24 protein-coding genes are annotated in these 20,977 nt (G+C 42.4%); all 24 read left to right on the top strand.

Annotated elements, in window-relative coordinates; genetic code table 11:
- Positions 1 to 109: 109 nt before the first annotated feature.
- The 24 genes from BN1765_RS02035 to rplF all read left to right on the top strand — a co-directional run bounded on the left by BN1765_RS02035 (position 110) and on the right by rplF (position 20,968).
- Positions 110 to 712, top strand: coding sequence for a class I SAM-dependent methyltransferase (locus BN1765_RS02035; protein WP_050613624.1), 603 nt, complete (start codon positions 110 to 112; stop codon positions 710 to 712).
- A 235-nt stretch (positions 713 to 947) separates the two neighbouring features.
- Positions 948 to 4,517, top strand: coding sequence for a DNA-directed RNA polymerase subunit beta (gene rpoB, locus BN1765_RS02040; RefSeq protein WP_050613625.1), 3,570 nt, complete (start codon positions 948 to 950; stop codon positions 4,515 to 4,517).
- A 64-nt stretch (positions 4,518 to 4,581) separates the two neighbouring features.
- A complete protein-coding gene (gene rpoC, locus BN1765_RS02045; protein WP_050613626.1) occupies positions 4,582 to 8,181 on the top strand; it encodes a DNA-directed RNA polymerase subunit beta' in 3,600 nt (1,199 codons plus the stop codon).
- 384 nt (positions 8,182 to 8,565) lie between these two features.
- Positions 8,566 to 8,988 carry a 30S ribosomal protein S12 gene (gene rpsL / locus BN1765_RS02050; RefSeq protein ID WP_050613627.1) on the top strand — a complete coding sequence of 141 codons (423 nt, stop codon included), beginning with the start codon at positions 8,566 to 8,568 and terminating at the stop codon, positions 8,986 to 8,988.
- Positions 8,989 to 9,034: 46 nt separating this feature from the next.
- Positions 9,035 to 9,505 carry a 30S ribosomal protein S7 gene (gene rpsG, locus BN1765_RS02055; protein ID WP_050613628.1) on the top strand — a complete coding sequence of 157 codons (471 nt, stop codon included), beginning with the start codon at positions 9,035 to 9,037 and terminating at the stop codon, positions 9,503 to 9,505.
- Between the two features lie 50 nt (positions 9,506 to 9,555).
- On the top strand, positions 9,556 to 11,634 hold the full coding sequence (gene fusA, locus BN1765_RS02060; RefSeq protein ID WP_050613629.1) for an elongation factor G: 2,079 nt from the start codon (positions 9,556 to 9,558) through the stop codon (positions 11,632 to 11,634).
- A 125-nt stretch (positions 11,635 to 11,759) separates the two neighbouring features.
- Complete coding sequence (gene tuf / locus BN1765_RS02065) at positions 11,760 to 12,947, top strand: elongation factor Tu (protein WP_050613630.1); 1,188 nt, start codon at positions 11,760 to 11,762, stop codon at positions 12,945 to 12,947.
- 432 nt (positions 12,948 to 13,379) lie between these two features.
- A complete protein-coding gene (gene rpsJ, locus BN1765_RS02070; protein WP_019244375.1) occupies positions 13,380 to 13,688 on the top strand; it encodes a 30S ribosomal protein S10 in 309 nt (102 codons plus the stop codon).
- Between the two features lie 33 nt (positions 13,689 to 13,721).
- Entirely contained in the window at positions 13,722 to 14,351 is a 630-nt protein-coding gene (gene rplC / locus BN1765_RS02075; RefSeq protein ID WP_050613631.1) for a 50S ribosomal protein L3, read from the top strand.
- 29 nt (positions 14,352 to 14,380) lie between these two features.
- On the top strand, positions 14,381 to 15,004 hold the full coding sequence (gene rplD, locus BN1765_RS02080; protein WP_050613632.1) for a 50S ribosomal protein L4: 624 nt from the start codon (positions 14,381 to 14,383) through the stop codon (positions 15,002 to 15,004).
- Positions 15,001 to 15,288: a 50S ribosomal protein L23 gene (rplW, locus tag BN1765_RS02085; protein ID WP_187119473.1), complete on the top strand. Its 288-nt coding sequence runs from the start codon at positions 15,001 to 15,003 to the stop codon at positions 15,286 to 15,288. Before rplD ends, rplW begins: the two co-directional genes overlap by 4 nt.
- 32 nt (positions 15,289 to 15,320) lie before the next feature.
- Positions 15,321 to 16,151 carry a 50S ribosomal protein L2 gene (gene rplB / locus BN1765_RS02090; protein WP_050613634.1) on the top strand — a complete coding sequence of 277 codons (831 nt, stop codon included), beginning with the start codon at positions 15,321 to 15,323 and terminating at the stop codon, positions 16,149 to 16,151.
- Between the two features lie 60 nt (positions 16,152 to 16,211).
- Positions 16,212 to 16,490 (top strand): 30S ribosomal protein S19, encoded by a 279-nt coding sequence (gene rpsS / locus BN1765_RS02095; protein ID WP_050613635.1) that lies wholly within the window; start codon positions 16,212 to 16,214, stop codon positions 16,488 to 16,490.
- 17 nt (positions 16,491 to 16,507) lie between these two features.
- Positions 16,508 to 16,849, top strand: a complete 342-nt coding sequence (rplV, locus tag BN1765_RS02100) for a 50S ribosomal protein L22 (protein ID WP_050613636.1) — start codon at positions 16,508 to 16,510, stop codon at positions 16,847 to 16,849.
- A gap of 3 nt (positions 16,850 to 16,852) precedes the next feature.
- Positions 16,853 to 17,512 (top strand): 30S ribosomal protein S3, encoded by a 660-nt coding sequence (gene rpsC / locus BN1765_RS02105; RefSeq protein ID WP_050613637.1) that lies wholly within the window; start codon positions 16,853 to 16,855, stop codon positions 17,510 to 17,512.
- Positions 17,513 to 17,514: 2 nt separating this feature from the next.
- Positions 17,515 to 17,949: a 50S ribosomal protein L16 gene (gene rplP, locus BN1765_RS02110; protein WP_050613638.1), complete on the top strand. Its 435-nt coding sequence runs from the start codon at positions 17,515 to 17,517 to the stop codon at positions 17,947 to 17,949.
- Positions 17,939 to 18,139 carry a 50S ribosomal protein L29 gene (rpmC, locus tag BN1765_RS02115; protein ID WP_042353171.1) on the top strand — a complete coding sequence of 67 codons (201 nt, stop codon included), beginning with the start codon at positions 17,939 to 17,941 and terminating at the stop codon, positions 18,137 to 18,139. Before rplP ends, rpmC begins: the two co-directional genes overlap by 11 nt.
- 23 nt (positions 18,140 to 18,162) lie before the next feature.
- Positions 18,163 to 18,426: a 30S ribosomal protein S17 gene (gene rpsQ / locus BN1765_RS02120; RefSeq protein WP_050613639.1), complete on the top strand. Its 264-nt coding sequence runs from the start codon at positions 18,163 to 18,165 to the stop codon at positions 18,424 to 18,426.
- 46 nt (positions 18,427 to 18,472) lie between these two features.
- Positions 18,473 to 18,841, top strand: coding sequence for a 50S ribosomal protein L14 (rplN, locus tag BN1765_RS02125; protein WP_050613640.1), 369 nt, complete (start codon positions 18,473 to 18,475; stop codon positions 18,839 to 18,841).
- A 39-nt stretch (positions 18,842 to 18,880) separates the two neighbouring features.
- On the top strand, positions 18,881 to 19,192 hold the full coding sequence (gene rplX, locus BN1765_RS02130) for a 50S ribosomal protein L24 (protein ID WP_050613641.1): 312 nt from the start codon (positions 18,881 to 18,883) through the stop codon (positions 19,190 to 19,192).
- A 26-nt stretch (positions 19,193 to 19,218) separates the two neighbouring features.
- Positions 19,219 to 19,758: a 50S ribosomal protein L5 gene (rplE, locus tag BN1765_RS02135; RefSeq protein ID WP_050613642.1), complete on the top strand. Its 540-nt coding sequence runs from the start codon at positions 19,219 to 19,221 to the stop codon at positions 19,756 to 19,758.
- A 25-nt stretch (positions 19,759 to 19,783) separates the two neighbouring features.
- Complete coding sequence (locus BN1765_RS02140) at positions 19,784 to 19,969, top strand: type Z 30S ribosomal protein S14 (RefSeq protein WP_050613643.1); 186 nt, start codon at positions 19,784 to 19,786, stop codon at positions 19,967 to 19,969.
- A gap of 30 nt (positions 19,970 to 19,999) precedes the next feature.
- Complete coding sequence (gene rpsH, locus BN1765_RS02145) at positions 20,000 to 20,398, top strand: 30S ribosomal protein S8 (protein WP_050613644.1); 399 nt, start codon at positions 20,000 to 20,002, stop codon at positions 20,396 to 20,398.
- A 30-nt stretch (positions 20,399 to 20,428) separates the two neighbouring features.
- Complete coding sequence (gene rplF / locus BN1765_RS02150) at positions 20,429 to 20,968, top strand: 50S ribosomal protein L6 (RefSeq protein ID WP_050613645.1); 540 nt, start codon at positions 20,429 to 20,431, stop codon at positions 20,966 to 20,968.
- Positions 20,969 to 20,977: the final 9 nt, after the last annotated feature.

A 20,977-nucleotide genomic window follows, 5' to 3' on the forward strand; every position in this document is an offset into this window, starting at 1 on the left:
TTTTGCCTTAATCTGTACGTAACTGTTAAAATGTATAACAGTTATCCTCTATGGATACATCTTCTATATATAGACTTCGAATATATTCCTTTCATAAGGAGGGTGTCCTTTGACAAATCATTACTATTCCAAGAATCCCGACGTAGAAAGCAATCCAAGCTACTGGGAGTTTACATTGAGAGGCAAAGCATTCAGGTTCAAAACGGATAACGGTGTTTTTTCAAAAAAAGAAGTGGATTTCGGTTCGCGCTTGTTGATTGATACTGTTACAGAGCCAGAAGTAGATGGACCAATCCTTGATGTTGGCTGCGGTTATGGGCCGATCGGATTGAGCATGGCCTTTTCATTCCCGGAACGGGCTATCGAAATGGTTGATGTCAATGAAAGAGCGATCCAGCTATCTCGGGAAAATGCGGAAGCTAACCGGATTACAAATGTTGATGTGTATGAAAGTGATGTTTTTTCGCAGGTGAAGGAGACGGCCTATGCGGCTATTCTCACAAACCCTCCGATTCGTGCAGGCAAAAAAGTCGTGCATGAAATTTTAGAAAAAAGCTATGACCGCTTGGCTTCGGGCGGAGAGTTATGGGTAGTCATCCAAAAGAAGCAGGGAGCTCCATCCGCAATGGATAAGATGGAAACTGTTTTTGGAAACGTGGATGTAGCAGCCAAGAAAAAAGGTTACTATATTCTTGTAGCCAAAAAAGTTTGACTCTAAAATACTGCTATGTTAATATTATAAAATGCATATATATGATTTCCGCAGGTTTTCTTTTACAAACCACGTATAAATACGGATTATGCGGGAAAGATATATAAAATAATAGTTCGTTTTTGTGAATCGTGGTTTTAATTTAATATAAAACCATTTTCTTTTTGTCCAACGAACCGTTCCCGGGCCGTTGGATGATAGATCCTTATAACGCTTGATTTGAGGGGTGAATCTGTTGACAGGTCAACTTGTTCAGTATGGACGACACCGCCAGCGCAGAAGTTATGCACGCATTAGCGAGGTGCTAGAATTACCAAATCTAATTGAAATCCAAACAGCTTCTTACCAGAATTTCTTGGATGAAGGATTAAGGGAAATGTTTAGAGATATTTCTCCAATCGAGGATTTCACCGGAAACCTTTCGCTGGAATTTATTGATTACAGTTTAGGAGATCCAAAATACTCAGTAGAAGAATCCAAAGAGCGCGATGTAACTTATTCAGCGCCGCTACGAGTAAAAGTGCGTCTCGTTAACAAAGAGACAGGGGAAGTAAAAGACCAAGATGTATTCATGGGCGATTTCCCACTTATGACTGAAACAGGTACATTTGTTGTGAACGGGGCGGAACGTGTTATCGTTTCCCAGTTAGTGCGTTCTCCAAGTGTGTACTTCAGCAAAAAGTTTGACAAAAATGGCAAACGAGGCTTCACAGCCACTGTCATTCCTAACCGGGGTGCATGGTTAGAATATGAAACAGACGCCAAAGATGTTGTGTACGTAAGAATCGATCGTACTAGAAAACTTCCAGTTACGGTACTTCTTCGCGCACTAGGTTTTGGTTCCGATCAAGAAATCATCGATATCATCGGTGATAATGAGTATCTTCGCAATACGCTTGAAAAGGACAATACCGAAGGAACAGATAAGGCGCTAATCGAGATTTACGAACGTTTAAGACCAGGCGAGCCGCCAACAGTTGAAAACGCAAAAAGTCTCTTGATTTCACGTTTCTTTGATCCAAAACGTTATGACTTAGCGAACGTAGGGCGCTATAAAATAAATAAAAAGCTTCACATTAAAAACCGTTTATTCAACCAACGTATCGCAGAGACATTGGTAGACCCTGAAACTGGGGAAATCCTTGTTGAAAAAGGTACATTGCTAGATAGACGTACTCTTGACCGCATTCTTCCATACTTAGAAGAAGGCATCGGCTTCAAGACGTTAAGACCTTTTGGCGGAGTTGTGGATGAAGATGTAATCGTACAATCCATCAAAATTTACTCTGCTACTGAAACAGAAGGCGACAAAGAAATCAACGTGATCGGCAATGCCAATGTGACAGAGGAGATGAAACATATCACCCCTGCCGATATAGTGGCATCCATCTCTTATTTCTTTGACCTATTGCATCAAGTAGGCGATACAGATGATATCGATCATCTTGGAAACCGTCGTCTGCGCTCTGTTGGTGAGTTATTGCAAAACCAATTCCGTATCGGGCTTTCCCGTATGGAACGTGTTGTTCGTGAAAGAATGTCCATTCAGGATACGAACACAATCACTCCTCAACAACTAATCAATATCCGTCCTGTAATCGCGTCGATTAAAGAGTTCTTCGGAAGCTCTCAATTATCGCAATTCATGGACCAAACCAACCCGTTGGCAGAGTTGACGCATAAGCGTCGTCTATCAGCATTGGGACCTGGTGGTTTAACGCGTGAACGCGCCGGAATGGAAGTGCGTGACGTTCACTATTCCCACTATGGCCGTATGTGTCCGATTGAAACGCCAGAGGGACCGAACATTGGATTGATCAACTCTCTATCAAGCTTTGCGAAAGTAAACCGCTTTGGCTTCATAGAGACGCCATATAGAAAAGTAGATCCGGAAACAGGAAGAGTAACCGATCATATTGATTACTTAACTGCTGATGAAGAAGATAACTACGTGGTTGCACAAGCGAATGTTTCTCTTTCTGATGAAGGTGACTTCCTCGATGATGAGGTTGTTGCACGTTTCCGCGGTGAAAACACTGTAGTTCCTCACGACCGTGTAGACTATATGGATGTTTCGCCAAAACAGGTTGTATCAGCTGCGACAGCATGTATCCCATTCTTGGAAAACGATGACTCGAACCGTGCCCTAATGGGAGCGAACATGCAACGTCAAGCTGTGCCTTTAATTCAGCCGCAAGCGCCTCTTGTCGGAACAGGTATGGAATATGTATCAGCTAAGGACTCCGGTGCTGCAATCATTTGTAAGCACGAAGGAATTGTTGAACATGTTGAAGCCCGTGAAGTATGGGTGCGCCGCATCACTACAATCGACGGCCAAGAAGTAAAAGGCGACCTTGATAAATACCGTCTATTGAAATTCAAACGTTCAAACCAAGGAATGTGCTACAACCAAAGACCAATCGTTGCAGTGGGCAACCGCGTAACAAAAGGTGAAATCCTTGCAGATGGACCTTCTATGGAACTTGGTGAATTGGCACTTGGACGCAACGTATTAGTAGGCTTCATGACATGGGATGGTTATAACTATGAAGATGCCATCATCATGAGTGAACGCCTTGTCAAAGATGATGTATATACATCCATCCATATCGAAGAGTATGAATCAGAATCACGCGATACAAAGCTTGGACCTGAAGAAATTACTCGCGATATACCGAACGTCGGAGAAGATGCACTTCGCAATCTTGACGAACGTGGAATCATCCGCATCGGTGCAGAAGTAAAAGACGGAGACTTGCTTGTCGGTAAAGTGACACCTAAAGGGGTTACTGAATTGACTGCTGAAGAGCGTTTGCTTCATGCCATCTTTGGTGAAAAAGCGCGTGAAGTCCGCGATACATCTTTACGTGTGCCTCACGGCGGCGGCGGTATCGTCCTTGACGTGAAAGTCTTTAACCGTGAAGACGGCGATGAACTTCCACCGGGTGTAAATCAACTTGTACGTGCATACATCGTTCAAAAACGTAAAATCCATGAAGGCGATAAGATGGCCGGACGACATGGTAACAAGGGTGTTATTTCAAGAATCTTGCCGGAAGAAGATATGCCTTATCTTCCAGATGGAACACCGATCGACATCATGTTGAACCCACTGGGCGTACCTTCCCGTATGAATATCGGACAGGTGCTTGAACTCCACTTGGGAATGGCTGCACGCCAACTTGGAATCCACGTGGCCTCTCCTGTATTCGATGGAGCGACTGAGGAAGATGTGTGGAGCACAATTGAAGAAGCCGGAATGGCAAGAGACGCTAAAACCGTGCTCTATGATGGAAGAACCGGTGAACCATTCGATAACCGTGTATCAGTAGGGATCATGTACATGATCAAACTGGCCCACATGGTTGACGATAAATTGCATGCACGTTCTACTGGTCCATACTCACTTGTAACTCAGCAGCCTCTTGGAGGTAAAGCTCAGTTCGGTGGACAACGTTTTGGTGAGATGGAGGTTTGGGCACTGGAAGCATACGGTGCTGCTTACACTCTTCAAGAAATCCTTACAGTTAAATCAGATGACGTTGTTGGCCGTGTGAAAACGTATGAAGCAATTGTCAAAGGTGAGAATGTTCCAGAACCGGGTGTTCCTGAATCATTCAAGGTACTAATCAAAGAACTACAAAGTCTAGGCTTGGATGTTAAGATCATGTCTAGTGAAGATAAAGAAATCGAAATGCGCGATATGGAAGATGACGAAGAAGCCAATCAATCCGAAGCGCTATCACTTGAGTCAGATACACAAGTAGACACTGTTGAAGAAACAGAAGTCAATACTACAAAGTAATCTATTCTTCCAAGAGCCTGAGCTAAAAGGGTAAAACCTGGAATCTAAAAGGGAGGTCGGCCCCTTGCTGGATGTAAATAATTTTGAGTATATGAAAATAGGTCTAGCATCACCTGACAAGATTCGATCTTGGTCATTCGGTGAAGTGAAAAAACCAGAAACGATTAACTACCGTACGCTGAAACCTGAAAAAGATGGTTTGTTCTGTGAACGTATTTTCGGTCCAACAAAGGATTGGGAATGTCACTGCGGTAAATATAAACGAGTTCGTTATAAAGGCGTTGTCTGTGATCGTTGCGGAGTTGAAGTAACGAGAGCAAAAGTTCGCCGTGAACGTATGGGCCATATCGAGTTGGCAGCACCTGTCTCTCATATATGGTACTTTAAAGGAATCCCGAGCCGTATGGGACTTGTCTTGGACATGTCCCCACGTGCTCTTGAAGAAGTCATCTATTTTGCTTCATATGTAGTAACGGATACAGGCGCAACTTCTTTGGAGAAAAAACAACTTTTATCTGAGAAAGAGTACCGCAGTTACCGTGAAAAATATGGAAACAAATTCCAGGCATCTATGGGTGCTGAAGCAATCCGTAAGCTTCTGCAAGACATCAATACGGAAAAAGAAGTGGATATGCTGAAAGAAGAGCTTAAGACTGCACAAGGCCAACGCCGTACACGTGCAATCAAACGCCTTGAAGTACTGGAAGCATTCCGTAATTCAGGCAATGAGCCATCTTGGATGATTCTCGAAGTTCTTCCGGTTATCCCGCCTGAACTCCGTCCAATGGTCCAATTGGATGGCGGCAGATTCGCCACTTCCGATCTAAACGATCTATATCGTCGTGTAATCAACCGTAACAATCGTTTAAAACGCTTGTTGGACCTTGGCGCACCAAGCATCATTGTTCAAAACGAAAAACGTATGTTGCAGGAAGCAGTAGATGCATTGATCGATAACGGACGCCGCGGCAGACCAGTCACTGGACCAGGTAACCGTCCATTGAAATCCCTATCGCATATGTTGAAAGGGAAACAAGGCCGTTTCCGTCAAAACCTTCTTGGTAAGCGTGTTGACTATTCAGGACGTTCCGTTATCGTCGTAGGTCCTAACCTTAAAATGTACCAATGCGGACTTCCTAAAGAAATGGCGATTGAATTGTTCAAGCCATTCGTTATGAAAGAATTGGTCGGCAAAGGATTAGCACATAATATTAAATCCGCTAAACGTAAAATCGAACGTATGCAGCCTGAAGTCTGGGATGTATTAGAAGAAGTCATTAAGGAGCATCCGGTACTATTGAACCGTGCACCGACTCTTCATAGATTAGGGATCCAGGCGTTTGAACCAACTTTAGTTGAAGGTCGCGCAATTCGTCTTCACCCGCTTGTATGTACAGCTTACAACGCTGACTTCGACGGTGACCAAATGGCGGTTCACGTACCTCTATCTGCTGAAGCGCAGGCTGAAGCAAGAATGCTGATGCTTGCGGCTCAAAACATTCTGAACCCTAAAGATGGTAAACCGGTTGTTACTCCTTCACAGGATATGGTACTAGGTAACTACTACTTGACACTTGAAAGAGAAGGAGCAGTCGGTGAAGGTATGGTATTCAATGATACAAGCGAAGCATTATTGGCTTACCAAAATGGATATTGCCACTTGCATACACGTGTGGCAGTTGCCGCTTCTTCATTGAATAACGAAACATTCACTGAAGAACAGAACAATCAACTTCTAATTACGACAGTGGGTAAATTGGTATTCAACGAAATTCTTCCTAAGACTTTCCCGTATATCAACGAACCGACTAAAGAAAACTTAGAAGTAAAAACACCAGAACGCTTCTTCATTGAAAAAGGGGCAAATGTGCTTGAAGCCATTAAAGCACAACCGATCATTGATCCATTCAAGAAGAAAATCCTTGGAAACATCATTTCGGAAGTATTTAAGAGATTCAAGATTACTGAAACATCTAAAATGCTTGACCGGATGAAAGACCTAGGATTCAAGTATTCCACTAAAGCTGGTATCACAGTAGGTGTGGCGGATATCGTGGTACTTGAAGAAAAAACGGATATCATCCATGAAGCACAGCACAAAGTGGATAACGTCCTTAAACAATTTAGACGTGGTTTAATCACGGAAGACGAAAGATATGAACGCGTCATTTCCATCTGGAGTGCCGCTAAAGATGAAATTCAAGGTAAGTTGATGAAATCCTTGGATCGCCGAAACCCAATCTTCATGATGAGTGATTCCGGTGCCCGTGGTAACGCATCTAACTTTACACAGCTTGCCGGTATGCGCGGTCTGATGGCCAACCCGGCTGGTCGTATCATTGAATTGCCGATCAAATCTAGTTTCCGTGAAGGTCTGACAGTACTCGAGTACTTCATCTCCACTCACGGTGCGCGTAAAGGTCTTGCCGATACAGCCCTTAAGACTGCCGACTCAGGTTACCTGACTCGTCGTCTGGTTGACGTTGCACAAGATGTTATCGTCCGTGATGATGACTGTGGTACTGACCGAGGATTGCTTATCACAGCGCTTAAAGATGGTACAGAAATCATCGAAAGCCTGGAAGAGCGCCTAGTTGGACGCCATGCAAGAAAAACAATCAAACACCCTGAAACTGGTGAAGTGATTGTTCCAGAAAACGGTCTAATAACGGAAGATCTTGCCCACTATATCGAAAGTGTCGGTATTAAAGAAGTATGGATCCGTTCTGCATTCACATGTAACACACGTCATGGTGTATGTAAGAAATGTTATGGCCGTAACTTGGCAACTGGCCAAGAAGTTGAAGTCGGTGAAGCGGTCGGAATTATCGCTGCACAATCAATCGGTGAACCGGGTACTCAGTTAACAATGCGTACCTTCCATACAGGTGGGGTTGCCGGAGACGACATCACACAAGGTCTTCCACGTATCCAGGAAATTTTTGAGGCGCGTAATCCGAAAGGTCTATCGCATATCTCAGAAATTGACGGGGTAGTCGTTGCCATCAATGAAGCTAAAGATAAACAACAAGAAATCGTTGTACAAGGCGCTGTTGAAACTCGCTCTTACACGGTTCCATATACAGCTCGATTGAAAGTCGGCGTTAACTCTAAAGTAGAGCGCGGACATGAATTGACTGAAGGATCCATTGATCCTAAAGAATTGCTTAAAGTAAAAGATACGCTTGCAGTGCAAGAATATCTTCTTAAAGAAGTGCAAAAAGTATACCGTATGCAAGGTGTAGAAATCGGTGATAAGCATATTGAAGTAATGGTTCGACAAATGCTTCGCAAAATCCGCGTGATTGACGCTGGAGATACGGATGTATTGCCTGGCACATTGCTTGATATTCACCAATTCACTGACGCCAATACAGCTGCTCTTCTTAGCGGAAGAAAGCCTGCAACTGGCCGTCCGGTCTTGCTTGGTATCACAAAAGCTTCACTTGAAACAGATTCATTCTTATCTGCAGCATCCTTCCAGGAAACAACAAGAGTCCTTACAGATGCAGCTATTAAAGGTAAGCGTGATGAACTTCTAGGACTTAAGGAAAATGTTATCATTGGTAAGCTGGTTCCTGCTGGTACTGGTATGCCTCGTTACAGAAAAGCTGTACCTGTATTCACAGAGCAAGCTGAACAAGAAACACAACCTGTAGAGTAAGAAGTAATAATAAATGGCCAGTAAAGAAGATTTTCTGGCCATTTATATACATTATACGTTTCGCGTGAACGGGCAGACGTCCGTCAGAAGATTCCTTCGAATTTATTTTGAATGGATTGTTGACACGCGATCAATAAAAATGCTATTATAGCAAAGGTGCTTCTATTGATTGCATCCAGCCAATACGGTTGAGATAAACGGTATATAAGAGACTGGCCATGCACATGCCATCAATACGATCTGTATTGTGATGAAGTACTGGTATTATTATTTTTTAAAGTAAAACTGTTTTTGTAGATTTTCTGCAAGAACTTTGTTTTTGCTCATTTATGAACCACCTGGATGTGTGGGACTAGAATCAAGAAGTGAAAGGAGGAAATATTAATGCCTACTATTAATCAATTAGTGCGTAAAGGCCGTGAGTCAAAAGAAACTAACTCTAAGTCACCAGCACTTAACAAAGGCTATAACAGCTTTAAGAAAGCTCAAACAAACGTATCATCTCCACAAAAACGCGGTGTATGTACTCGTGTTGGTACGATGACACCGAAAAAACCGAACTCAGCGTTACGTAAGTATGCCCGTGTACGTTTAACTAACGGAATCGAGGTAACTGCTTATATTCCTGGTATCGGTCATAACCTACAAGAACACAGTGTTGTTCTGATCCGTGGCGGCCGTGTAAAAGACTTACCAGGGGTACGTTATCATATCGTACGTGGTGCTCTTGATACAGCTGGCGTAAACAATCGTATGCAAAGCCGTTCTAAATACGGTACTAAGCGTCCGAAAGCAGCTAAGAAATAATTCTAACAAAACTAAAATAATTTCTCGTTGAAAGGAGGAAAAAAACATGCCTCGTAAAGGTCCTGTTGCAAAAAGAGATGTATTACCAGATCCAATCTATAATTCAAAACTAATTACACGTCTTATCAATAAATTGATGATCGACGGTAAAAAAGGTACAGCTCAACAAATTTTATACTCCTCATTTGATATTATCAAAGAACGTACAGGTAAGGAGCCAATGGAAGTTTTCGACCAAGCTCTTAAAAACATCATGCCTGTATTGGAAGTAAAAGCACGTCGTGTAGGTGGTTCTAACTACCAAGTACCAGTTGAGGTGCGTCCAGAACGACGTTCTACTCTAGGTCTTCGTTGGTTAGTTAACTACACTCGCCTTCGTGGTGAAAAAACGATGGAAGAGCGTTTGGCTAACGAAATCTTAGATGCTGCTAACAACACTGGTGCATCTGTTAAGAAACGTGAAGACACTCATAAAATGGCTGAAGCTAACAAAGCATTCGCTCATTATCGCTGGTAAGATTCGAACTATATTCATAAAAATGTACAATAAGGAAGGAGAAAGACCCAATGGCAAGAGAGTTCTCCTTAGCAAAGACTCGTAATATTGGTATCATGGCACATATCGATGCCGGTAAAACTACCACTACTGAACGTGTTCTTTACTACACAGGTCGTATCCACAAAATTGGTGAAACGCACGAAGGTGCTTCACAAATGGACTGGATGGAACAAGAACAAGAACGTGGTATCACAATCACTTCTGCTGCTACAACAGCACAGTGGAAAGAACACCGCGTAAACATCATCGACACACCGGGACACGTAGACTTCACAGTTGAAGTAGAACGTTCACTTCGTGTACTTGATGGTGCAGTTGCAGTGCTTGATGCTCAATCAGGCGTTGAGCCTCAAACTGAAACAGTTTGGCGCCAAGCTACAACTTACGGTGTACCACGTGTTGTATTCGTAAATAAAATGGACAAAATCGGTGCTGACTTCCTATACTCAGTAGGAACTCTTCACGATCGTCTACAAGCGAATGCACATCCAATCCAATTACCAATTGGTGCGGAAGATGAGTTCAGCGGTATTATCGACTTAGTAGAAATGAAAGCTATTATGTACGGTAATGACCTAGGAACTGATATCACAGTTACAGAAATTCCTTCTGAATATCAAGATCAAGCTGATGAGTACCGTGAAAAGCTACTTGAAGCTGTTGCTGAACTTGATGAAGAGTTAATGGAAAAATACCTTGGCGGTGAAGAGATCACTGTTGAAGAGCTAAAAGCAGCAATTCGTAAAGGTACTGTTAACGTAGAATTCTACCCAGTAATCTGTGGTTCTGCATTCAAAAACAAAGGTGTTCAGCCAATGCTAGACGCTGTAATCGACTACCTTCCATCTCCACTTGATGTACCTTCAATCAAAGGTACTTCACCTGACACAGATGAAGAGCTAGTGCGTCATTCAAGCGATGAAGAACCATTCTCAGCGCTTGCATTTAAAGTTATGACTGACCCTTATGTTGGTAAACTAACTTTCTTCCGTGTATACTCTGGTACATTGAGCTCAGGTTCTTATGTACAGAACTCTACTAAGGGTAAACGTGAACGTGTAGGACGTATCCTGCAAATGCACGCAAACTCTCGTCAAGAGATCGACATGGTATACGCAGGGGATATCGCTGCTGCTGTAGGTCTTAAAGATACTACAACTGGTGATACTCTATGTGACGAAAAGAATCTTGTTATTCTTGAGTCTATGGAATTCCCAGAGCCAGTTATCTCTCTATCTATCGAGCCTAAATCTAAAGCTGACCAAGATAAGATGACAACTGCTCTACAAAAACTTCAAGAAGAAGATCCAACATTCCGTGCGCATACTGACCAAGAAACTGGCCAAGTAATCATCGCTGGTATGGGTGAACTTCACTTGGATATCCTAGTTGACCGTATGCGTCGTGAATTTAAAGTTGAAGCTAACGTTGGTGCACCTCAGGTTGCTTACCGTGAAACGTTCCGTCAATCTGCACAGGTTGAAGGTAAATTCGCTCGCCAATCTGGTGGACGTGGTCAATACGGACACGTTTGGATTGAATTCTCTCCAAACGAAGAAGGTAAAGGATTCGAGTTTGAAAATGCGATCGTCGGTGGTGTTGTTCCTCGTGAATACATCCCTGCTGTACAAGCTGGTCTAGAAGATGCTCTAGAACGCGGTGTACTTGCTGGCTTCCCGCTAGTAGACGTAAAAGCAAAACTTTACGATGGATCTTACCATGATGTCGACTCATCTGAAATGGCGTTTAAAGTCGCTGCATCTCTTGCTCTTAAGAATGCCGCTTCTAAATGTAAACCTGTTATCCTTGAGCCAGTCATGAAAGTTGAAGTTGTAATGCCTGAAGAATATCTTGGAGATATTATGGGTAACATCACTTCTCGCCGTGGACGCGTTGAAGGTATGGAAGCTCGCGGTAACGCACAAGTCGTTAAAGCGTTCGTTCCACTATCTGAAATGTTCGGATATGCAACAACACTTCGTTCTGCAACTCAAGGACGCGGTACGTTCTCAATGCATTTCGACCACTACGAAGAAGTACCTAAAGCAATCTCTGAAGAGATCATCAAAAAAAATAAAGGTGAATAATTGCTTTTCACTCTTTGTTGAAGTATAACTACTAATGTAAGCTTGGAGGTGGTGAGAACTGCCTCCACTGCATAATACTTACGTTAAACCAAAATAAACCTATAATCTTAAGGAGGAAATTCCTAATGGCTAAAGCTAAATTCGATCGCTCTAAACCACACGTTAATATCGGAACAATCGGTCACGTTGACCACGGTAAAACAACTCTAACTGCTGCTATCACTTCTGTACTTGCTAAAAAAGGTCAAGCAGAAGCTCGCGCTTACGATCAAATCGACGGTGCTCCAGAAGAAAGAGAACGTGGTATCACAATCTCTACTGCACACGTTGAATACGAAACTGACAACCGTCACTATGCACACGTTGACTGCCCAGGACACGCTGACTATGTTAAAAACATGATCACTGGTGCTGCTCAAATGGACGGCGGTATCCTAGTAGTATCTGCTGCTGACGGCCCAATGCCACAAACTCGTGAGCACATCCTTCTTTCTCGTCAAGTAGGTGTTCCTTACCTAGTTGTATTCATGAACAAATGTGACATGGTTGACGACGAAGAACTACTTGAACTAGTAGAAATGGAAATCCGTGACCTTCTTACTGAATATGAATTCCCTGGTGACGATATTCCTGTAATTAAAGGTTCTGCCCTTAAAGCTCTTGAAGGAGACGCTCAATGGGAAGAAAAAATCGTTGAACTAATGGCTGCAGTTGACGAGTACATCCCAACTCCAACTCGTGACACTGACAAACCATTCATGATGCCAGTTGAGGACGTATTCTCAATCACAGGTCGTGGTACTGTTGCTACAGGTCGTGTTGAGCGTGGACAAGTTAAAGTCGGCGACGTTGTTGAAATCGTTGGTATCGCAGACGAAGCTAAATCTACAACTGTAACAGGTGTAGAAATGTTCCGTAAACTTCTTGACTATGCAGAAGCTGGTGACAACATTGGTGCACTTCTTCGTGGTGTATCCCGTGACGAAATCCAACGTGGTCAAGTATTGGCTAAACCAGGTTCAATCAACCCACACAAAAAATTCAAAGCTGAAGTTTATGTTCTTTCAAAAGAAGAAGGTGGACGTCACACTCCATTCTTCTCTAACTACCGTCCTCAGTTCTACTTCCGTACAACTGACGTAACTGGTATCTGTAATCTTCCTGAAGGCGTAGAAATGGTTATGCCTGGAGATAACATCGAAATGTCTGTTGAGCTTATCGCTCCAGTAGCTATCGAAGAAGGTACTAAGTTCTCTATCCGTGAAGGCGGACGTACTGTAGGCGCTGGCGTAGTTGCTTCTATCCAAGAATAATTACAACAGTTTCTAATAAAAAAAGGCAGACGGTTTTCGACCGTCTGCCTTTTTTCTATTCCAGTAATTCACTATAGGAAATAGCGCTGGGATGTACTAGAATGAACAAGCAGGATGAAGCTTTGGAGATCCGTTTCATCCGAGTTTCTTCTATAGATATTGCAGTCCGTATTTCTTCATATCTCATTTCAAACTAGAACTTGATAAATGGAGAAATACTATGTATAATAGACAAAGTGTGTTACAGATTTAACTTCTCGATAAAATATTGCATTTTGCCCAGAAGTTAGGTATAATAGACAATGTTGGTCTTTGGCCGCGATGATGTGGGAGGTTGCTGATACACCCGGCCGCTTTGCCATGGCGCGTGTATGGGAAATTTCCACGGAGTAAATGTCTATTTCTGAAAATAGGCGAAAAGGAGGGAAAATAATGGCAAAACAAAAGATTCGTATTCGTTTAAAAGCATATGATCACAGAATTCTTGATCAATCTGCTGAAAAAATCGTTGAAACTGCAAAACGTTCTGGTGCGGCTGTTTCCGGTCCGATTCCATTACCAACAGAAAGATCTGTATATACAATCCTTCGTGCAGTTCATAAGTACAAAGATTCTCGTGAACAATTCGAGATGCGTACACATAAACGTCTAATCGACATTGTGAACCCAACTCCACAAACAGTTGATTCATTAATGCGTTTGGATCTTCCATCTGGTGTTGATATCGAAATCAAACTATAATTTATAAATATAATTTCTCAGGAGGTGTGACTCATGACCAAAGGAATCTTAGGAAAGAAAATCGGTATGACGCAAGTATTTGCTGAAAACGGCGAGCTTATCCCTGTAACAGTAATTGAAGCTGCATCAAACGTTGTTCTTCAAAAGAAAACCATTGAAAATGACGGATATGAAGCAATTCAAATCGGTTTCTCTGACAAGCGCGAAAAGCTTTCAAACAAACCAGAACAAGGGCATGTAGCTAAAGCAAACACTGCACCTAAGCGCTTCATCCGCGAATTCCGCGGGGTAAACCTTGATGAATACGAGGTTGGTCAAGAAGTCAAAGTTAGCATTTTCGCTGAAGGCGATACAGTAGACGTAACAGGAACATCAAAAGGTAAAGGATTCCAAGGCTCAATCAAGCGCCACGGACAATCTCGCGGACCAATGTCTCACGGTTCTCGTTATCACCGTCGCCCTGGTTCAATGGGACCTGTTGCTCCAAACCGTGTATTTAAAGGTAAATTGCTACCTGGACGCATGGGTGGAGACCAAATCACTGTTCAAAACCTAACAATCGTTAAGGTTGACGTTGAACGTAATCTTCTTCTAATCAAAGGTAACGTACCTGGTGCGAAAAAATCCTTGATTAAAGTGAAATCAGCGATCAAAGCTAAATAAGTTTTATAAGAAAGGAGGAGCATTGGAATATGCCTAAAGTTACATTATTTAACCAAGCAGGTTCTAACGTTGGAGAAATCGAACTAAACGAATCTATCTTTGGTATTGAACCGAACCAAAGCGTATTATTCGAAGCTATCGTTATGCAACGCGCTTCTTTACGCCAAGGAACTCATAAAGTAAAAAATCGTTCTGAAGTAGCAGGCGGTGGACGCAAACCATGGCGTCAAAAAGGAACTGGACGTGCACGTCAAGGTTCTATCCGCTCTCCACAATGGCGTGGTGGTGGTACTGTATTCGGACCACAACCAAGATCATACAGCTACAAACTTCCTAAGAAAGTACGTCGTCTAGCACTTAAGTCAGCTCTTGCTTCAAAAGTACAAGACGAAAACCTTCTAGTTCTTGAAAGCTTATCTTTCGAAGCTCCAAAAACTAAAGAATTCGTATCATTCTTAAAAGGTCTTTCAGTAGACACTAAAGCACTTATCGTAACAGATGCTCTTGATGAAAATGTTGCATTGTCTGCACGTAACATCCCTGGTGTTACAGTACTTGACGCAGCTGGTTTGAATGTTCTTGACCTAGTTGGACACAACAAACTAATCATGACTAAAGCAGCTGTTGAAAAAGTAGAGGAGGTGCTTGCATAATGGATGCACGCGATATCATTAAGCGCCCCGTAATTACAGAAGCTTCTGCTGACGCTATGGCTGAGAAGAAGTACACATTTGAAGTTGACGTGAGAGCTAACAAAACTCAAGTCAAAGATGCTGTTCAAGAAATTTTCGGCGTTAAAGTTGAAAAAGTGAACATCATGAACTATAAAGGTAAATTCAAACGCATGGGCAGACATGCAGGTTACACTAACAAGCGCCGTAAAGCAATTGTTAAATTGACTGCCGATAGCAAAGAAATCGAAATTTTTGAAGCGTAAGCTTAGAATATTAGAGAAGGAGGGAACTACACATGGCGATTAAAAAGTATAAACCTACCTCTAATGGTCGACGTAATATGACAGCTTCTGATTTTGCTGAGATCACTACTAGCAAACCAGAAAAATCATTGCTTGCTCCATTGAGCAAAAAAGGCGGCCGTAACAACCAAGGTAAGTTAACAGTTCGTCATCAAGGTGGCGGCCACAAGCGTCAATACCGTATCATCGACTTTAAACGTAACAAAGATGGTATACCAGGACGCGTTGCTACTATTGAATACGATCCAAACCGTTCCGCAAATATTGCATTAATTAATTATGTTGATGGAGAAAAACGTTACATCTTAGCTCCTAAAAACCTAGAAGTAGGTATGGAGATTATGTCTGGCGCTGACGCTGACATCAAAGTGGGTAACGCTCTTCCACTACAAAACATTCCAGTGGGTACAGTTATCCACAATATCGAATTGAAGCCTGGTAAAGGTGGTCAGCTAGTTCGCTCTGCTGGTACATCTGCACAATTACTTGGTAAAGAAGGACGCTACGTATTAGTACGTCTTAACTCTGGTGAAGTTCGCATGGTTCTTTCTACTTGCCGCGCAACAATCGGTCAAGTTGGTAACGAGCAACACGAACTTATCAACATCGGTAAAGCTGGTCGCAGCCGCTGGTTAGGCAAACGCCCAACTGTACGTGGATCTGTAATGAACCCAGTTGATCACCCACATGGTGGTGGTGAAGGTAAAGCTCCTATCGGACGCAAATCACCAATGTCACCTTGGGGTAAACCAACTCTTGGTGCTAAAACACGCAAGAAGAAAAATAAATCCGACAAGTTTATCGTACGTCGTCGCAAAAAATAACGGGGTTGGGCTACGGTTCAATTACCGAACCGTAGGACAATCACGAAGGGAGGTACACTCATGGGTCGCAGCCTAAAAAAAGGACCTTTTGTTGATGATCATTTAATGGTAAAAGTAGAGAAGTTAAATGAAACTGATAAGAAGCAAGTAATCAAAACTTGGTCTCGTCGTTCTACAATCTTCCCACAATTCATCGGTCACACTATCGCGGTATATGATGGACGTAAACACGTTCCTGTATATGTAACTGAAGATATGGTAGGCCACAAACTAGGTGAGTTCGCACCAACGCGTTCTTACAAAGGTCACGCAAGTGACGATAAGAAAACAAGACGTTAACGAGAGGAGGGCATCTCATGCAAGCTAAAGCTGTTGCTAATACAGTTCGTATCGCTCCTCGTAAAGTTCGTTTAGTAATTGATCTAATTCGAGGAAAGCAAGTAGGCGAAGCAATCGCAATTCTTCGTCATACGCCAAAAACATCATCTCCAGTAGTAGAGAAATTATTGAAATCTGCTATGGCGAACGCTGAGCACAACTACGATATGGATGTAAACAATCTAGTAGTAAGCCAAGCATATGTAAACGAAGGACCAACACTTAAACGTTTCCGTCCTCGTGCAATGGGCCGTGCTAGTGCAATCAACAAACGCACTTCACATATTACGATCGTTTTATCAGAAAAGAAGGAGGGATAATCTGTGGGTCAAAAGGTAAATCCAATTGGTTTGCGTATCGGCGTCATCCGTGACTGGGAATCAAAATGGTTCGCTAACGACAAAGATTACGCAACTCTTTTACATGAAGACTTAAGAGTTCGTGAATATATCGCAAAACGTTTGAACGATGCTTCAGTTTCTAAAGTAGAAATCGAACGTGCTGCTAACCGTATCAACATCTCTGTACACACTGCTAAACCAGGTATGGTTATCGGTAAAGGTGGTACAGAAGTTGAAGCTCTTCGCAAAGCGTTAAACCAACTTACTGGCAAACGCGTACACATCAACATCATCGAAATTAAACGTGCAGACCTAGATGCTAAACTAGTTGCAGAGAATATCGCTCGTCAATTAGAAAATCGTGTATCTTTCCGTCGTGCACAAAAACAAGCAATCCAACGCACAATGCGTGCTGGTGCTCAAGGTATCAAAACAATGGTTTCTGGTCGTCTTGGCGGTGCCGACATCGCTCGTTCAGAACACTATAGCGAAGGAACAGTTCCACTTCACACACTTCGCGCTGATATAGACTATGCACACGCAGAAGCTGATACTACTTACGGTAAGCTTGGCGTTAAAGTATGGATCTATCGTGGAGAGGTTCTTCCTACTAAGAAGAAATCCGAGGAAGGAGGAAAATAATCATGTTAATGCCAAAACGCGTTAAATATCGTCGCGAACACCGCGGTAAGATGAGAGGCCGTGCTAAGGGCGGTCAAGAAGTTCACTTCGGTGAATACGGCTTGCAAGCTCTTGAAGCATCTTGGATCACTAACCGTCAAATCGAAGCTGCTCGTATTGCAATGACTCGTTACATGAAACGTGGCGGTAAAGTTTGGATTAAAATTTTCCCAAGCAAACCTTACACTGCTAAACCTCTTGAAGTCCGAATGGGTTCTGGTAAAGGGGCTCCTGAAGGATGGGTTGCTGTAGTTAAACCAGGAAAAGTAATGTTCGAAATCTCCGGCGTATCTGAAGAGGTCGCTCGTGAAGCATTACGTCTTGCAATGCACAAACTTCCAATCAAATGTAAGTTTGTGAAACGAGAAGAAATTGGTGGTGAATCAAATGAAAGTTAATGAAATTAAAGACCTAACCACTGCTGAAATAGAACAAAAAGTAAAATCGCTTAAAGAAGAGTTATTTAACCTTCGTTTCCAGTTAGCTACTGGACAACTTGAAAACACTGCACGTATTCGTGAAGTGCGCAAATCGATCGCTCGTATGAAAACTGTTGTTCGTCAAAGAGAGATCAGTGCCAACAATTAATAATTCGAGAGGAGGTTTGCTGAATGAGTGAACGTAACCAACGCAAAGTCTACACAGGACGCGTAGTATCTGATAAGATGGATAAAACTATCACTGTTCAAGTAGAAACGTACAAGACACATTCTCTTTACGGTAAACGCGTGAAATACTCTAAAAAATTCAAGGCTCATGATGAGAAGAATGAAGCAAAAGTAGGCGACATCGTTAAGATCATGGAAACTCGCCCTCTATCTGCTACTAAACGCTTCCGTCTGGTAGAAGTAGTCGAAAAAGCTGTTATCATTTAATTATATTCTGTTCGGATCATTTTAATTCCGAAAGGAGGTCTAGTACATGATTCAACAAGAATCACGTCTAAAAGTTGCTGACAATTCAGGTGCTCGTGAAGTTTTGACAATTAAAGTCCTTGGTGGTTCAGGCCGCAAAACAGCTAACATTGGTGATGTTATCGTTTGTACTGTAAAACAAGCAACACCAGGTGGCGTTGTTAAAAAAGGTGAAGTTGTTAAAGCAGTAGTTGTAAGAACTAAGTCAGGCGTACGCCGCAACGATGGTTCATACATCAAATTTGACGAGAACGCATGTGTAATTATCCGTGACGATAAAGGTCCTCGTGGGACTCGTATCTTCGGACCGGTTGCCCGTGAACTTCGTGACAACAATTTCATGAAGATCGTTTCATTAGCTCCAGAAGTATTATAAGAAAAACTCGTAAAGGCCTTTCAAGGAGGTGCGAAACGCATGCATGTTAAAAAAGGTGACAAAGTCGTAGTCATCTCAGGTAAGGATAAAGGTAAACAAGGCGTTATCCTTGAAGCTTACCCGAAGAAGGACCGTGTATTGGTTGAAGGTGTTAACATCGTTAAGAAGCATTCCAAGCCTTCTCAAGTGAACCCACAAGGTGGAATCATTTCACAAGAAGCTGCTATCCATGTTTCAAATGTAATGGTGATTGATCCTAAAACAGGAAACCCAACTCGTGTTGGCTACAAAATGGTAGACGGCAAAAAAGTCCGTGTTTCTGTAAAATCTGGTGAATCCTTAGATAAATAAGTCATTAATGAAGGGAGGTACTATACATGAACCGCCTAAAGGAAAAGTATACAAAAGAAATCGTTCCTGCTCTTGTGAGCAAGTTTAATTATAAATCTGTAATGCAAACTCCTAAAGTTGATAAGATCGTAATTAACATGGGTGTTGGTGATGCTGTTGCAAACGCTAAGGCGCTTGACAATGCAGTGGAAGAATTAAGCCAAATCACTGGTCAAAAACCAGTAATTACACGAGCTAAGAAATCAATCGCTGGTTTCCGTCTACGTGAAGGTATGCCTATCGGTGCGAAGGTAACTCTTCGTGGAGAGCGCATGTACGAATTCCTAGACAAATTAGTTTCTGTTTCTCTACCTCGTGTACGTGACTTCCGTGGGGTTTCTAAGAAATCATTCGACGGTCGCGGTAACTACACTCTTGGTGTAAAAGAACAACTAATCTTCCCTGAAATTGATTACGATAAAGTAAGCAAAGTTCGTGGAATGGATATCGTAATCGTTACTACGGCAAACACTGATGAAGAAGCTCGTGAACTACTTACTCAATTAGGAATGCCGTTCCAAAAGTAATCAAAAATAAGAGGGAGGCGTAAACGTGGCTAAAAAATCTATGGTCGTTAAACAAAAGCGCGGACCTAAGTTTAAAGTACAAGAGTATACACGTTGTGAACGCTGTGGTCGTCCACACTCTGTATACCGTAAATTTAAGCTTTGCCGTATTTGTTTCCGTGAACTTGCATATAAAGGACAAATTCCTGGCGTTAAGAAAGCTAGCTGGTAAAACCCGATTTTGGGAAGGAGGTAAATATAAATGGTCATGACAGATCCAATTGCAGATATGCTGACACGTATTCGTAACGCTAACATGGTGCGTCACGAGAAGCTAGAGCTTCCTGCTTCAAAGATTAAAACAGACGTTGCTGAAATCTTAAAACGTGAGGGCTTCATCCGTGATGTAGAACTTATCGAAGATAACAAGCAAGGAATCATCCGTATCTTCTTGAAATACGGTTCAAATAATGAACGTGTAATTACTGGTCTTAAACGTATTAGCAAACCTGGTCTACGTGTTTACGCGAAAGCTGGAGAGGTTCCACGCGTACTTAACGGACTTGGGATTGCTATCGTTTCAACTTCTCAAGGCGTAATCACTGATAAAGAAGCGCGCGCTAAGAAAATTGGCGGAGAAGTACTAGCTTACGTTTGGTAATCATTTTTAAAGCGAATGGAGGTGCACTAAATGTCTCGTATAGGTAAAAAACCAATTGAGTTGCCATCAGGTGTTACTGTAACAATTGATGCAGCAAACAATGTAACTGTTAAAGGACCTAAAGGCGAATTGTCTCGTTCTTTTAACACAGATATGAAAATCAGCCAAGAAGAGAACGTGATTACAATCACGCGTCCTTCTGATGAGAAAGCTCACCGTGCATTGCATGGTACTACTCGTGCTGTACTTTCTAACATGGTTGAGGGAGTTTCAAAAGGTTTCGAAAAATCTCTTGAACTAATCGGTGTAGGTTACCGTGCCCAAAAACAAGGAACTAAATTAGTTCTTAACGTTGGGTACTCTCACCCAGTTGAAATCGAACCAGAAAAAGGACTTGAAATCGAAGTTCCTTCTAATACAAAAGTCATCGTAAAAGGTGCGAGCAAGGAACGTGTTGGTGCATTAGCTGCTAACATCCGTGACGTTCGTCCGCCAGAGCCATACAAAGGTAAAGGTATTCGTTACGAAGGCGAATATGTACGCCGCAAAGAAGGTAAAACAGGTAAGTAAGCCACATAG

Origin of the sequence: Bacillus testis, from assembly GCF_001243895.1 — a bacterium.
Lineage (GTDB): Bacteria > Bacillota > Bacilli > Bacillales > DSM-1321 > Bacillus_AD > Bacillus_AD testis.

What these genes read in the sequence shown, in the direction of transcription:
- rpsL (WP_050613627.1), top strand. Translation starts at nt 8,566, where the DNA reads ATGCCTACTATTAATCAATTAGTGCGTAAAGGCCGTGAGTCAAAAGAA.
- rpsG (WP_050613628.1), top strand. Translation starts at nt 9,035, where the DNA reads ATGCCTCGTAAAGGTCCTGTTGCAAAAAGAGATGTATTACCAGATCCA.
- fusA (WP_050613629.1), top strand. Translation starts at nt 9,556, where the DNA reads ATGGCAAGAGAGTTCTCCTTAGCAAAGACTCGTAATATTGGTATCATG.
- tuf (WP_050613630.1), top strand. Translation starts at nt 11,760, where the DNA reads ATGGCTAAAGCTAAATTCGATCGCTCTAAACCACACGTTAATATCGGA.
- rpsJ (WP_019244375.1), top strand. Translation starts at nt 13,380, where the DNA reads ATGGCAAAACAAAAGATTCGTATTCGTTTAAAAGCATATGATCACAGA.
- rplC (WP_050613631.1), top strand. Translation starts at nt 13,722, where the DNA reads ATGACCAAAGGAATCTTAGGAAAGAAAATCGGTATGACGCAAGTATTT.
- rplD (WP_050613632.1), top strand. Translation starts at nt 14,381, where the DNA reads ATGCCTAAAGTTACATTATTTAACCAAGCAGGTTCTAACGTTGGAGAA.
- rplB (WP_050613634.1), top strand. Translation starts at nt 15,321, where the DNA reads ATGGCGATTAAAAAGTATAAACCTACCTCTAATGGTCGACGTAATATG.
- rpsS (WP_050613635.1), top strand. Translation starts at nt 16,212, where the DNA reads ATGGGTCGCAGCCTAAAAAAAGGACCTTTTGTTGATGATCATTTAATG.
- rplV (WP_050613636.1), top strand. Translation starts at nt 16,508, where the DNA reads ATGCAAGCTAAAGCTGTTGCTAATACAGTTCGTATCGCTCCTCGTAAA.
- rplP (WP_050613638.1), top strand. Translation starts at nt 17,515, where the DNA reads ATGTTAATGCCAAAACGCGTTAAATATCGTCGCGAACACCGCGGTAAG.
- rpmC (WP_042353171.1), top strand. Translation starts at nt 17,939, where the DNA reads ATGAAAGTTAATGAAATTAAAGACCTAACCACTGCTGAAATAGAACAA.
- rpsQ (WP_050613639.1), top strand. Translation starts at nt 18,163, where the DNA reads ATGAGTGAACGTAACCAACGCAAAGTCTACACAGGACGCGTAGTATCT.
- rplN (WP_050613640.1), top strand. Translation starts at nt 18,473, where the DNA reads ATGATTCAACAAGAATCACGTCTAAAAGTTGCTGACAATTCAGGTGCT.
- rplX (WP_050613641.1), top strand. Translation starts at nt 18,881, where the DNA reads ATGCATGTTAAAAAAGGTGACAAAGTCGTAGTCATCTCAGGTAAGGAT.
- rplE (WP_050613642.1), top strand. Translation starts at nt 19,219, where the DNA reads ATGAACCGCCTAAAGGAAAAGTATACAAAAGAAATCGTTCCTGCTCTT.
- rpsH (WP_050613644.1), top strand. Translation starts at nt 20,000, where the DNA reads ATGGTCATGACAGATCCAATTGCAGATATGCTGACACGTATTCGTAAC.
- rplF (WP_050613645.1), top strand. Translation starts at nt 20,429, where the DNA reads ATGTCTCGTATAGGTAAAAAACCAATTGAGTTGCCATCAGGTGTTACT.